This is a genomic window from Vreelandella aquamarina (assembly GCF_044805175.1).
Classification (GTDB): domain Bacteria; phylum Pseudomonadota; class Gammaproteobacteria; order Pseudomonadales; family Halomonadaceae; genus Vreelandella; species Vreelandella aquamarina_B.
The window spans coordinates 1,520,344-1,534,713 of the sequence record NZ_CP085232.1; the positions used below are offsets into that span (position 1 = coordinate 1,520,344).

Annotated in this window: 9 protein-coding genes; 3 read left to right on the top strand and 6 right to left on the bottom strand. The window is 52.8% G+C overall.

Annotated features, from left to right (window positions below):
* Nucleotides 1-7 precede the first annotated feature (7 nt).
* From LG300_RS07115 to ppnN, 4 genes are all read right to left on the bottom strand, one after another.
* A complete protein-coding gene (locus LG300_RS07115) occupies nt 8-1,741 on the bottom strand; it encodes a PilZ domain-containing protein (protein WP_404377695.1) in 1,734 nt (577 codons plus the stop codon).
* A 333-nt stretch (nt 1,742-2,074) separates the two neighbouring features.
* Nucleotides 2,075-4,663, bottom strand: a complete 2,589-nt coding sequence (locus LG300_RS07120; protein ID WP_404377696.1) for an EAL domain-containing protein — start codon at nt 4,661-4,663, stop codon at nt 2,075-2,077.
* A 398-nt stretch (nt 4,664-5,061) separates the two neighbouring features.
* Nucleotides 5,062-5,262 carry a hypothetical protein gene (locus LG300_RS07125; RefSeq protein WP_404377697.1) on the bottom strand — a complete coding sequence of 67 codons (201 nt, stop codon included), beginning with the start codon at nt 5,260-5,262 and terminating at the stop codon, nt 5,062-5,064.
* A gap of 164 nt (nt 5,263-5,426) precedes the next feature.
* Nucleotides 5,427-6,809 (bottom strand): nucleotide 5'-monophosphate nucleosidase PpnN, encoded by a 1,383-nt coding sequence (gene ppnN / locus LG300_RS07130; protein ID WP_404377698.1) that lies wholly within the window; start codon nt 6,807-6,809, stop codon nt 5,427-5,429.
* A 190-nt stretch (nt 6,810-6,999) separates the two neighbouring features.
* On the opposite strand from ppnN, the gene LG300_RS07135 reads away from it, so the two are divergent.
* The gene (locus LG300_RS07135; protein ID WP_404377699.1) at nt 7,000-7,902 is read left to right on the top strand and encodes a LysR family transcriptional regulator; all 903 of its coding nucleotides are present in this window, start codon (nt 7,000-7,002) and stop codon (nt 7,900-7,902) included.
* Nucleotides 7,903-7,953: 51 nt separating this feature from the next.
* Here LG300_RS07135 and gcvP read toward each other — a convergent pair whose 3' ends face one another.
* A complete protein-coding gene (gene gcvP / locus LG300_RS07140) occupies nt 7,954-10,848 on the bottom strand; it encodes an aminomethyl-transferring glycine dehydrogenase (RefSeq protein WP_404377700.1) in 2,895 nt (964 codons plus the stop codon).
* Nucleotides 10,849-10,934: 86 nt separating this feature from the next.
* Nucleotides 10,935-11,327 (bottom strand): glycine cleavage system protein GcvH, encoded by a 393-nt coding sequence (gcvH, locus tag LG300_RS07145; RefSeq protein WP_404377701.1) that lies wholly within the window; start codon nt 11,325-11,327, stop codon nt 10,935-10,937.
* A gap of 402 nt (nt 11,328-11,729) precedes the next feature.
* Between gcvH and LG300_RS07150 the strand changes: the two genes are divergently transcribed.
* Together LG300_RS07150 and gcvT are read left to right on the top strand one after the other, a co-directional pair.
* Complete coding sequence (locus LG300_RS07150) at nt 11,730-13,133, top strand: alanine/glycine:cation symporter family protein (protein WP_404377702.1); 1,404 nt, start codon at nt 11,730-11,732, stop codon at nt 13,131-13,133.
* A gap of 103 nt (nt 13,134-13,236) precedes the next feature.
* Complete coding sequence (gcvT, locus tag LG300_RS07155; protein ID WP_404377703.1) at nt 13,237-14,349, top strand: glycine cleavage system aminomethyltransferase GcvT; 1,113 nt, start codon at nt 13,237-13,239, stop codon at nt 14,347-14,349.
* The last annotated feature ends 21 nt before the right edge of the window (nt 14,350-14,370 follow it).

The window sequence follows — 14,370 nt, forward strand, 5'->3', positions numbered from 1 at the left end:
CTTTGGGTTATACCTTCACGACTTTTATGCCGTAGTCGGCCGGATTAGCAATGCCCTCCAATTTGCCAAGCTGTGAGAAGTCGTCGCTGCCAATGACACTGCTGATGTTGGTGTCCGGGAAGCGCAGATTCTTGACAATATGAACTTGTGTTGGCATGCATTTGCTGTCGATATCCATGACCCAAGCGAGAAATCCTCCCGAGAACTTAGCTAGACTGCCAATAGGGTAAAGGCCATAGGCCTGTATATATTCCACCAGCACTGTTCTGTTATAGGCAGTAGCAGCTTCATGAACCATACGGTAAGCATCTAACGGTGTATGGGGCGGGGTGCCATTGCGCGAATGCATTAGTTTGTTGATTGCTTTAATCACAGAGACGAGGCGTACTAGGTCAGATAGCTCATTACCTCGCTTGCCAGCCGGGTAGCCAGAGCCATCTAGGCGTTCATTAGCATTCTCAATGACATCTCGGCAGGTGGGGCTAGGTATCCACTTAAGCGCCTTAAGTTTGTCACAAAGCACGGTCACGTGGTCTCTGAGAATCTCCTTCTGCGTTGGGTTCATATTGATCTTCAGCGATGGTAACTCAGCGCTGACCAGCAGTGGTTTACCCATGGTATGTAGAAGCGCGCCTAGCATGGCTTCACGTACATGTGGGGAGTGCGGATCACGCGCCAGCATCATATCAGCTAACTGAGCCGTCACTTGTACGGCATGGCGAACCCAGTCCGGTTCGTCACGTAAGAAAGATAATGCGTAGAGAAGCGCCTTACGATCTTGCTCGACTAGATAGCGTAGTGTGTCAACACAGTCGTAAAAGATCACTCCAGGAAACAGATGACGGGCTTTCATATACATGAGCCCCACCTGGAGCTGATGAGCCACCTCCATCACACCTCGCTCCATTGGTGATAGGCGTGACCGTTTCTCGTGTTCATGGGCTTCACGTTGTAAAAGCTTTTGCTCCTTCGCCCCAGGGATAAACAGTGGGGAGTGGTAGTCCAGCTTATCGTTGGCTCCAGTACGGTAGGAGGCCTCGCGCTCAGACTCCGTCACATAGCGGAATAACGCTTCTGTCTGAAGGGTATTCATGTTGATAAACTGGACGCCGACCGCGGCATAACCTTGGTTGCCAAAAGGGCGGATATGGCAAATTTTTCCCTCAGCAAAGAAACTCTCGCCATTAGGAAACTCGAGAGTAATGCCGGGTATCTCCTGGCCCACGCTAATCGCAATGCTCTCTGCTAAGTCAATATCGACCATGCAGCCACCTACCGATAAATTACGCAGCCGGCCTGGCACGCTGAGCTCATGGAGATAGACCTCAAGGCTAACGCGTACATGCATGCCCAGAACAAAAGGAACACGGATTGCCCCGCGCTGCTCGTTCACAAAAACCGACTCTGGGAGCTGGCACTCTAGGTGATAAATAGTGCTGTCAGTTTTAAGTAGCTTGGCGGCGACGTTGCTAAGGCTGTAGGTCTCACGCTCTATGGCTTGAGAGCCTTTCAACGCTTCCAAGTCGAAGCTGATGCCACCATTTGTGAGATAACGCTCAATGTCTCTCTCAGCATACTCTACTTCTAGCACCAGGCGGCCAGTGCTTAGGTCAAGCTCGTGGACGACGGCCTTTAGAGGATAAGCCATGTCCTTGGCATACAGGGAGACCATATGCTTGTGTTGGAGCAACGACCGAATCACGGCCGCTGAGGGGTTTGAGTAGAGGGCGGGATGGGTCATGATAGGCACCTGCATAGACGATAGTATGTTTTGTTGGCCTAGAACGCATAGGCCCTTTTCCTATCTACAGTCAGACATCATGCTCCTGATGTGAGAGGAAGGCTGTTAGTTAGATTGAACAGCGTTTCTTCCATCCTTTTTAAGCAAGAGGTGAGTATCTCGGGCTTTTGCGATGAGAAAGCCAGTGCCTCGCTCTGCAAGTCAATCTCGCTTCTGCTCCTAAATTAGTGTCCCTAATACTATTATCGGACATTAATGAAAAAATGGTAGCAGCTCGTCTTCAACGCAAGCCATTTTGAAGACGAGCTACCTTTACCAGATCCCTCTCTTTGTTCAGCCTTGGCGTACTGAGCTTTCGGAAGGAGGTAGGTAGTCGGGGAGTGCCATGAGTGCTTCCCATGGCATCGGCTTAGCGAAATGATACCCTTGTAGAAGATCACACTTTCGGCGTACCAAATCCTCTTGCTGTGCACGCTCTTCGATGCCCTCAGCCACGACCACTAGATTCATGTGATGTGCCATGGCGATGATGCCTTGGACAATCGCAGCATTACTACGGCTGGTGAGAATGTCGCAAATAAAAGCCCGGTCTAGTTTGATTTTGTGTATAGGTAAGTCTCTTAGGTAGCTAAGACTAGAGAAACCAGTACCAAAGTCGTCAATGGCGATAGTGATATTCATACCGCGAAGGGTGTGAATCATATCGATCGCTTTTTCTGCACCGCCCAGCAGAATGCTTTCCGTCATTTCTAGTTCAAGCAATTCAGGGGGTAAGCCTGTTTCGTCTAGGATGTTGCGCACTTCCTCAAGGAAGCCATCACGCCGAAACTGTAGTGATGAAATGTTAACCGCTACGGGGAAGACTCGTTCCCCCTTAGCACGCATATCAGCTAGGTTCTGGCAGGCTTGCCGCAACACCCAGCGGCCTAGCGGTATAATTTGCCCCGTCTGCTCGGCAAGGGGTATGAATATTCCTGGGGATACCATTCCATAGGTAGGGTGGTGCCAACGTATTAGGGCTTCGAGGCTTTTGATACGACCGCTGACAGCATCAACAATGGGCTGGTAATAAAGCTCAAATTGGTTATTACGTAGGGCAGCGTGAAGGTCGTTGCGTAACAGCACGTGTTCGCTGGTGTCTTGCCTATCGTGACCATGATAGATTTGCCAGGTATTGCGACCCTGGCGTTTTGCTGCAGCTAAAGCAAGGTCGGCATTTTGTAGTAACTCGCGTGTTTGCTGAATATCTTCGTCGCTGCAGGCGACTCCGATGCTGCAACTAATATATAGCTCGCGACCAGCAACTTCGAACGGATGCTCGAATACGTTGAGAATCTGCTCGGCTGCTGTGTCTACCTCCAGGCGGCTCGCTAAGTTTGGCATGAGTAGAACAAACTCATCTCCAGTGAGGCGGGCCAGCGTATCGGAGGAACCCAAACGTTGACGTAGCCGCTCCACAACAGCTACCAACAGCTGATTACCAATGTGGTAACCCAGCCCATCATTGATCGTTTTAAAACCATCTAGGTCAAGGTGGAGCACCGCAAGCAAGCGCTGATGCCGTTTGCTCCAACGGTAGTCTTGCTCAAGGCGGTCGTCTAGGGCTGTGCGGTTCGGTAAGCCGGTGAGGAGGTCATGAGTCGCTTGGTAGGCAAGTTGTGCCTCCTGGTCGCGTTCCCGGGTGATATCCTCTTGAGTGCCAATGAAGTGTGTGCATTGGCCAAGTTTGTCAATGACGGGGCTAATAGCCAGGCGGTTCCAGAAAGGAGAACCATCCTTGCGGTAATTGAGCAGTGTGACTTGGGCCTTCGTTTTTGTTGCTAAGGCCTGGCGTAATGTCGCAATGGCAGCAGGATCGGTCTTATCGCCCTGCAAAAATCGGCAGTTTTTCCCCAATACCTCATCTAAGGTGTAGCCTGTTAGTCGGCAGAAAGCTTCATTAGCGTAAACGATGGGCATATCATGTTTGGTGGCATCTGACATCAACACGCCATTAGGACTAGCCTCAATGCCTCGCTGTAGTAAGTGAAGCGTGGCCTCTTGGTTTTTACGCGAAGTGATATCATGGCAGATACCATAAACACCGACGATTTCGCCCTCAACGATGACCGGAAAGTTGGTGACTTCAATGTGGTAGGTGTGCCCGTCTGCATGTTGGCCTAGCGTCTCGTAATGACGCGATACCCCACTTTTGGCAGCATCAAAGGCTGTTTGAGTGAGGTGATGGTAGTCGGGATCGATGAATTTATTAAAGTGCTGGCCGATGAGATCTTGCTCCGAGTAACCGGTAATTCTCTCCAACGCAGCATTGCCCCGCTGGAATCGGCCTTCAAGATCAAACTCGTATACCCCATCCGGGTGGTTAACGAATAGTGAGCGGTGCCACTCGGCTAATGTGCGATGGCGGCGGCTGTCGCGATCTTTGATAATAGCCAGTGCAATCAAGGCAGCCGCTTGACGAAGTCGCTTGCAACTCACATTACTAGGAGCGGTAGGCGTGCGGTAATAGGTGCCGAAAGTGCCCAATAATTCACCCTGACCGGTGATCACTGGCGTCGACCAGCAAGCACGAACTCCTTCAGCAAGCGCTGCGCTACGAAACGCCTCCCAGCGCGGATCTGACTGGATATCTTCAGTCATTACCTGTTGACGCAGGTAAGCAGCCTCGCCAAAAGAGGCGACTCCCAAACCAATGCGAATGTTTTGCAGCCGGTTGAAATAGTGTTGAGAAAAGTGGCGGCTGGGATAGAGGCTAAGGGCGCAATTCGCTGGGTCGAAGCGCATAAAAGCTACTATGGCCCCAGGAAGTTGGAGGCTCATCCAATGAGCAATGGCTTCCAATGTCTCTACGAGCGGAGCTTGTTGGGCAATTAACTCATGAATACCCTGTTGCGCTTCTAGTAGGGTGAGGTCGTCGGTCACACGGATGCCTCCGATTGCTTATTTCTTTGCATTTGCGCTCAGATGATAAGGCTAATCAACATAACAGTAAAAAGTAATGGGAGTTTACCGCAGTAAAAGCTGTGGTATGCCTCATACCAGGGATATAAATGATCTATTCCGATGTTGCATCGTAGGCAATCGGTAACGATAGGGCAGTATGGGCTGCACTGCTTGCTATCGTGGAACGGTGAGGTGCTAAGAGTTTTTCATCAGCTACTGGAGTGCTACTAGGGATGGGAGAGGTTAAGGGAAGGGGAAGGTCACTACTAATTCTCTATGGTTAATCTCCTATGGTTATAGGGACTAGTCTCTAGAGCAACGTGTAGACGCAGCCCTAGGTTGCTGGCTCTTAAATTAAAACTGGCTGAGCGTGGTGGTTACCCTTGTGATTGATGGTCAGCGAGCGCCGCCGCCACGGCTTCTTCCCACTGGCCAACGGTAATCCCCCAGTGTTCCATTTCCGCCTGGTTGGGTGAACCCTCAGCAGCGCTATTAAGCTCTTCGGGGGAAAAGCGTTCAAAACAGTGCTTAGCGAAAGCTTTGGTTTTGCCATCCTGCAACTGATCAATCATTTCCATGTGCTACTCCTCTTTTCCTTGATGGAATCAGCTAATAACCACGATCACTTGCGGCTGCGTTCGGCTTTAGTGTAGTGGTTATGACGTCATTATGCCGAGTAATAGCAGGATACTTTTTTGAGCAGGCATCTGGCGATGCCCGCCTTGGATAAGCTGCTGAAGCGTTATTTCAGCACATAGCAGGGGGTATAGGGTTGGCCATCGAGCTTCATGCGGCCTTGCGCTACAAACGAACTGAGCAGCGTATCCAGTCGCTGCATCAGTTCTGGTTCAGCGGTCAGCTCGAAGGGGCCGTGGGCTTCAATCGCGCGAATGCCTGGCTCTTTGACGTTACCCGCTACGATACCGGAAAAAGCGCGCCGCAGGTTAGCGGCTAACTCGTGGGTAGGCTGCTGGCGGTGCAGCGCTAAGCTACGCATTGCTTCATGGGTGGGTTCGAAGGGCGCCTGGAATTCACGGACGATAGTTAAGCGCCAGTTGTAGTAGAAAGCATCCTGATGCTGGCGGCGGAAGTCGGCAATTTGGTCAATACCTTCGCGCATGGCGCGGGCCACGGCCACCGGGTCGCCGGTAATAATAGTGTAGTAGCGGCGAATCTCTTCGCCTAAGGTATATACCAGGAACTCATCAATCTTCTGAAAATAGTCGGCTGAGTTGGCCGGGCCGGTAAAGATGAGTGGGAAGGGGATATCCCGGTTGCTGGGGTGCAGCAAAATACCTAGCAGATAAAGGATCTCTTCAGCCGTGCCAACGCCGCCTGGGAAAACAATAATGCCGTGGCCCAGGCGCACAAAGGCTTCCAGGCGTTTTTCGATATCTGGCATGACAACCAGTTCGTTAACAATCGGGTTAGGGGCTTCGGCAGCAATAATGCCTGGCTCTGAAATGCCCAGGTAACGGCTATCTTTACGCCGCTGTTTGGCGTGGGCCACGTTGGCACCTTTCATCGGCCCCTTCATGGCGCCTGGGCCGCAGCCGGTGCAGATATCCAGGTCGCGCAGGCCTAGGTGGTAACCTACATCTTTGGTGTACTCGTACTCTTCCCGAGAAATGGAGTGACCACCCCAGCATACTACCAGGCTGGGGTCACGGCCGGGTTTTAGCGTACCCGCCTTGCGTAGGATATGGAACACCGCATTAGTGGTGCCTTCAGCCGTGCTGAGATCGAAGCGATTGTGGTGCTGGATCTCGTTATAGACGTAGACAATGTCACGAATAATTGATGAGAGGTGTTCGCGGATACCGCGAATCATGCGCCCATCCACAAACGCTTCTGCCGGGGCGTTGGTCAGCTTTAAGCGAATGCCACGGTCTTGCTGCAGCACCTCAATGTCAAAATCTTTATAGGCTTCAAGAATGGCCAGGCTGTCATCGGTGGCGCTACCACAATTGAGCACAGCAAGGGCGCAGCGGCGCAGTAAATCATGCAAACCACTTTTAGACGTGCTCTTGAGTCGGTTGACCTCGTGTTGCGAGAGGACCTCAAGGCTTCCTTCAGGTGAAATAATGCTGGAAATCGTGGCGCGGGGCGCTGGGGTTTGCGTCATTAGTCTGGCTGTCCCTAAGAGTGTAAATAGCGAATCTGCATACTAGCACGGCACTTAGCGCGGTTCAGTAGGTCGGCTAAGCGCCCGTCTTGACAGCGATTGTGCTACGCTAGTGCCCTACAAGCGCGCATGGTGACGGGTGTCGATAGCGCCTTATGAGGATGGATAACGAGGATGTTACTTAACTCCAATGTTTAATGCCCAATATTTTCGGACGTTTATTACGTTAGTGGAAACCGGTAGTTTTACACGAACGGCGCGTCGTTTGGAGATGACGCAGCCTGGGGTTAGCCAGCATATTCGTAAGTTGGAGAGCTATCTCGGCAAAACGCTGTTAGAGCGCCGAGGGAGAAGTTTCACACTGACCGAATCGGGCCGCCGCGCTTACGATTACGCCCTCAAGCTGTTTGCTGAGCATGAGCAGTTTCGGCATGGGCTGGATGATGATTCGCTCGATAGTGGTGAATGTCGCATTGCGTCGCCCGGTAGCGTGGGATTGATGTTTTACCCCTACATTCTCGGCCAGCAGCAGATGCACCCCAATTTAACGGTCAACTACAGCTTTGCGTTTAATCATGAGATCGTCAACGACTTGCTTGAGGGTCGGTACGATATTGGCATTGTAACCGAGCAGGTCAACCATCCCGAACTCACCTGTACGGTGTGGCATAAAGAGCCACTCTGTTTAGTCGTGCCGGCTGATTTCGCTGGCAGCACACTGTCGGAGCTCATGGGCATTGGCTTTATCAATTACTACGATGGCATCAACCATGCCAATGCGCTGCTGAGGGCGAACTACCCAGATGAGTTTCGTTCGATGACGCACTTTCGTCATCAAGGGTTTACCAATGAAGTGAGCATGGTGTTAGATGCAGTGGCTAGGGGGCTTGGCTTTACGGTGGTCTCCCGTTTGGTACTGGAAACATCGCCTTGGCAGCGCCAAGTGAAAGCGCTGGCGCTTCCCCAAGCGATTAATGAAGTGCTGTATTTGCTACGCCGCCGGGATTCTGTTCTGCCTAAACGCTATGAAAAGCTGTTAAACGGTTTTCACGAGCAGCGCCTCCAAGAAAAAACGCCCCTGGTTCCCGAATAAATGGGCCAGGGGCGTTGCCTACCGAATTAGCTACCGCACTGCCAGCGTGGGTTAGCGACGATACTCATCAATGCTCGGGCAAGAGCAAATCAGCTGCCGATCACCAAAGACGTTGTCGACGCGGTTCACGGCAGGCCAGTATTTTGAGGCCATGACGGCTTCCGTGGGGAAGGCACCCAGCTTTCGGTCGTAAGGCCGCTGCCAGTGGCTATCCATCAGGTCTGCCTGGGTATGCGGTGCATTTACCAGTGGGTTGTTATCCAACGGCCATTCACCACTCTCTACCCGAGCAATTTCTTCACGAATCGCAATCATCGCATCACAGAAGCGGTCGATTTCATACAGGGATTCGGATTCCGTCGGCTCGATCATCAGCGTGCCCGGTACAGGGAACGACATGGTGGGCGCGTGGAACCCATAATCCATCAAGCGTTTGGCAATATCCTCTTCGCTAATGCCGGAAGCACTCTTCAGCGGGCGAATATCGATAATACACTCATGGGCCACGGTGCCGTTTTGGCCGCGGTACAGAATCGGATAGGCCGACTCTAAACGCTTAGCAATATAGTTGGCATTGAGAATGGCAAGTTCAGTGGCTTCACGTAGGCCGCGGGCACCCATCATCTTAATGTAAGCCCAGGAGATTGGCAGGATGGAAGCACTACCAAATGCCGCAGCCGATACCGCGCCGCTCTCCGGGTTAACACCGTCAATCGGAGTGACCACATGGTTAGAGACGTAAGGTGCCAAATGAGCTCTCACGCCAATCGGTCCCATACCGGGGCCGCCGCCGCCGTGGGGAATGCAGAAAGTTTTGTGCAAGTTAAGGTGGGAAACATCGCCGCCAAAGTCGCCTGGGCGAGTCAGGCCCACCTGGGCATTCATATTGGCACCGTCAACGTACACCTGGCCGCCGTGCTGGTGGACAACGTCACACACCTTGCGCACATGGGACTCAAATACCCCGTGAGTGGAGGGGTAGGTGATCATTACCGCTGAGAGGCGCTCGCTGTACTGTTCGGCCTTGCGCGTTAGATCATCCAGGTCGATATTGCCATTTTTATCACACTCAACGACTACAACTTCCATACTCAGCATGGCGGCAGACGCGGGGTTGGTGCCGTGAGCGGAGCTGGGGATCAAGCACACATCACGGTGGGCTTCTCCCTGGGCTGCTTGGTAGCGGCGAATGGCGAGCAGGCCTGCATATTCACCCTGGGCACCCGAGTTGGGCTGCATAGAGATATGATCATAGCCAGTCACTTCCACTAAGAAAGCCGCTAGCTCATCAATCATTTGATGATAGCCTGCCACTTGGTCGCGCGGGGCAAACGGATGCAGGTTAGCAAAGGCTGGCCACGATACAGGGATCATCTCGCTGGTCGCGTTAAGCTTCATGGTGCATGAGCCTAGCGGGATCATGGCATGGGCCAACGAGAGATCTTTATTCTCAAGGCGCTTCAGATAGCGCAGCATTTCGGTCTCACTGCGGTAGCGCTTGAATGTCGGGTGGGTCAAGAAGTCGCTTTCCCGCTGGTAAGCCGCAGGAATGCCGCTTACATGTTCGGCTACCACTTGCTCATCCAGTGCGGCGACGGAAAGACCATGTTCATCGCCAAGCAGCACATCAAACAAGGCAGCTACATCGTGAGCGGTGGTGGTTTCATCCAGGCTAATGCCCACATCACCATTGGCGAAGTAGTGCAAGTTGATGTCGTGGGTCATGGCTCGGCCATGGATTTTGCCCGCATCAACTTGAGTAAGACGCAGCGTGTCAAACCAGCTGTTATTGGCCAGTTGAATACCCGCTTGCTGAAGGCCAGTGGCCAGTACAGTGGTTAGGCGGTGGACGCGGCCGGCGATTTTGCGCAGGCCCTCAGCACCGTGATAAGTGGCATAGAAACCGGCAATGTTCGCTAGTAGAGCCTGGGCGGTACAGATGTTTGAGGTCGCTTTCTCGCGGCGAATATGCTGCTCGCGGGTCTGCATCGCCATGCGCAGTGCGGTATTGCCTCGGCTATCTTTAGAAACGCCAATGATTCGCCCTGGGATTGAGCGCTTTAGCTTATCAGAAGTAGCAAAGAACGCTGCGTGCGGCCCACCAAAGCCCATCGGGACGCCGAAACGTTGGGAGTTGCCTACGACAATATCAGCCCCCATAGCTCCCGGCTCTTTCAGCAAGACAAGGCTGAGTAGATCAGTTGCTACGCAGGTCATAATGCCGCGCGCCTGGGCGGCTTTCAGCATCGGGGCTAAGTCGCTGATGTTGCCACTGGCGGAGGGATATTGAACCAAGGCACCAAATACGTCGTGCTCGGCGAGATTCTCAGCGGGGCCGCTTACTAGCTCAAAACCAAAAAATTCAGCGCGGGTCTTAACGACGTCTAGCGTTTGCGGAAAGAGGTCATCTGCAACGAAGAAGGCGTTGGATTTGCTCTTCTTATTGCTACGCTTGCAGAGCGCCATGGCCTCAGCAGCGGCGGTGGCTTCATCCAGCAAGGAGGCGTTAGCCAGCTCCATGCCGGTGAGATCCATAATCACCTGCTGAAAATTGAGTAAGCCTTCCAGGCGGCCTTGGGAAATCTCAGGCTGGTAGGGCGTATAGGCAGTGTACCAGCCGGGGTTTTCCAGCACGTTGCGCTGAATAACCGCAGGCATATGGGTATTGTAGTAACCCTGGCCGATATAACTTTTGGTAACACGGTTCTGGCGAGCCAGCTGGCTTAGGTACTCTAGCGCTTCTGCTTCACTACGCGGCTCATCTAGCGCGAGTTCACGGCCAAGTCGAATATCGCTAGGCACGGTTTGCTCAATCAGGTCTTCCATGCGCTGCATGTTGAGCGCTTGCAACATGGTAGCGACATCGTCGGGGCTAGGCCCGTTATGACGTTTGATAAAGGCATCATGGTCGGCCAGTTCGGCCAAGCGGCGTGATTCAAATGGCATGGGGAGATTCCGGACGTGATTGAGAAAACGTGCAGAGGTAATAATAAAGCGCCTGCTATAAAGGCAGGCGCTTTAACTACTTAGGCTTACTCGTCGGCGCTCAGCGTCGCTTGATAAGCATCGGCGTCTAGCAGACCTTCGAGAGCTTGGCTATCCGAAACGCGAACTTTCATGATCCAGCCGCCTTCATAAGGGGCTTCATTGACGGTTTCAGGAGCGTCTTCGAGGGCTTCATTGACTTCAATAACTTCGCCATCCACGGGGGAGTAGAGGTCAGAAGCCGCTTTAACAGATTCAATAACACCAAACTCTTTGCCTTGGCTGAGTGCTTGGCCGACTTCAGGCAGTTCAACGAATACTACGTCACCCAAGGCTTCTTGAGCGTGGTCAGTGATGCCGATGGTGACGGTACCATCTTGATGGTCAAGTACCCACTCGTGGCTGGCTGCATAACGAAGGTTGGCAGGAAGATTACTCATAATGGTTCCCTTATAAAAACAGTGGTCAGAACGAGAGCATACTAGCGCTTGTCGTTTATCTTAGCGACTGTGACCGGCTCAGCGTGAATAGACATATAGTACCGTGTTTCTCATTGGAAACAAATTTCTTCATTGCCTCCAAAAGGCGGAAAAAGGGAGGCTTTTTGCTAAGGCTTCAGTGCCTTGTAAATTACAAAAAGAGAAATTTTCTCTATCTGCAGGCGACATTGGCATGGATGCGCACTGAGAAAATGGTGTAAAACATACCAATCATGCGTTTTTCCATGGCGAAATAAGCGCTATGGTAGACTCGCTTGGTGATTTCGTCTGCTGTCAGTGCTGGCAGAGAGACAACCGAACCTTCATAACAAATGCATTAATCAATTAGGTAAGGAGAGTCGTGTGGAAACGTTGACGAGCCTATTAGGGGCAATTAACGGCATCGTGTGGGGGCCGTTAATGCTGATATTGCTGTTAGGTGTAGGTATCTACCTGCAAATTGGCTTGAAACTGATGCCGATACGCAAACTCGGCATGGGTTTCAAACTAATGTGGCAAGGGCGGGATGCCAAACCTTCTGATAAGACGCCCGCAAAAGAGAGTGACGAGGGTGAGATTTCCCCCTTTAACGCGCTGATGACAGCGCTATCTGCGACAATTGGTACCGGCAACATTGCCGGGGTAGCGACGGCGATTGCACTAGGTGGCCCGGGTGCGGTGTTCTGGATGTGGATTACCGCGCTAGTCGGTATGGCCACTAAGTTTGCCGAGGCGGTGCTGGCTGTGCGCTATCGGGAGACTGATAGCACTGGCTATCACGTAGGCGGGCCGATGTTCTATATCAAAAACGGCCTGGGCCGTAAGTGGCTGTGGCTGGGGGGATTGTTCTCGTTCTTTGGTGCCGTCGCTGCTTTCGGGATTGGTAACACCGTGCAGTCTAACTCTGTCGCAGATGCTATGGATGCTACCTTTGGTGTTCCGCATTGGTTGACCGGCGTTGTGATCATGGTACTGGCTGGCGCTGTGATTTTGGGCGGCATTAAGCGTATTGCCAAGGTAGCCGGTAAGCTGGTGCCGGTGATGGGCATTGCTTACGTCATCGCTGGCCTATTGGTGCTGATCGTCAACGCGGGCCAAATCGGTGAAGCGTTTGGGTTGATTTTCTACTACGCCTTTAATCCTATTGCCGCCGCTGGTGGCTTTGCAGGTGCCGCTGTGATGGCTGCGATTCGCTTTGGCGTAGCGCGGGGTATCTTCTCTAACGAAGCGGGTCTGGGTAGCGCACCTATTGCTCACGCGGCAGCGCAAACGAAAAACCCTGTTCGTCAGGGGCTGATTGCCATGCTGGGCACATTCATCGACACTATCATTGTGTGCACCATTACGGCGCTCGTGATTTTGACCTCCACCGTCTGGATGGAAGGTGAAGCGGGAGCCTCGCTCACGGCGCTCTCTTTTGATGCAGCACTGCCCGGCTTTGGCAACCAGATTGTAGCCATTGCGCTGGCGATCTTTGCCTTCACCACCATTCTTGGCTGGTCGTTCTACGGTGAGAAGTGTTGCCAGTTCTTGTTCGGTACTCGCTCTATTATGCTGTACCGGGTGCTGTTCGTACTGGCGATTCCGCTGGGTGCCATTGCGCAGTTGGGCTTTATCTGGCTGATGGCGGATACCTTTAACGCGATGATGGCGATTCCCAACCTGATTGCCTTGGCACTGCTGTCGCCGGTTGTCTTCAAGCTCACTCGGGACTATTTTGCCGGTAAAGATGTGCTGCCGGGCGAAGCCCTAGACCATGATAAGTAAGTTCTGCTAATGAGCTCTGCTGACGAGTAGTTCGAGCACGTTGCAATAGATCCGGGAAGCCTAGAGGGGCTTCCCGTTTCTCTTTTTCGACAGAGGAAAGACCATGACTGACCTGAATCGTACGCCCCTTCATGCACTCCACAAGCAGTTGGGGGCTAAGATGGTGCCCTTTGCTGGATACGACATGCCGGTACAATACCCGCTTGGCGTTAAAAAAGAGCATGAGCATACTCGCCAGCAGTGTGGGCTGTTCGATGTGTCTCATATGGGGCAAATTTTGGTTTCCGGCGAAAATGTCGCCGAGGCGTTAGAAACCTTGATTCCGGCGGACTTGGTAGGTTTGCAGCAAGGCCAGCAGCGGTACGGCCTTTTTACCAGCTCTGATGGCGGCATTATCGATGACTTGATGGTCGTCAATGCGGGTGACCACTTTTATCTAGTGGTGAACGCCGCCTGCAAAGAGCAGGATATCGCCCACCTGCGAGCCAATCTAGGTACTACTCATCAAATTGACGTGCTGGATCGCGGCCTGCTGGCGCTGCAGGGGCCAAAGGCCCGTGATGTCATGCAACGCCTCTGCCCGCAAGCATGCGAGCTGACCTTTATGCAGCATGGTCGCTATACTTTGGCGGGGCACGAGGTGTGGGTCAGTCGTAGTGGCTATACCGGGGAAGATGGCTTTGAAATCTCGGTTGCCGCTGAAGATAGCCAGGCATTGGCAGAAACGCTGCTGGCTGAGCCAGAGGTGGAAGCGATAGGCTTAGGGGCGCGTGATTCGCTGCGCTTAGAAGCGGGCTTATGCTTGTATGGCCATGACATGGATTTGCATACTACACCTGTTGAAGCCAGCCTGATTTGGGCCATTGGCAAGCCTCGTCGCCATGGTGGCGAGCGCGCGGCGGGATTCCCCGGTGCCGATGTCATTCTTCATCAGGTAGAGGCAAAAGATCATACCCGTAAGCGGGTCGGCCTAGTAGCGGAAGGGCGCGCGCCGGTGCGTGAAGGAAGCCAGCTGGTGGATGAGGCAGGTAATGAAATTGGCATTGTTACCTCCGGTGGCTTTGGGCCAAGCGTAGGTAAACCGATTGCCATGGGGTATGTCTCCCGTGAATGGGAAGCAGCTGGTAACACTGTCTATGCTTTAGTGCGCGGCAAGCAGCTGCCCATGAGTGTCACTGCGATGCCGTTTGTGGCGCCCGGCTACTATCGCGGTTAATTCAAAAAACACAAAAGCCCC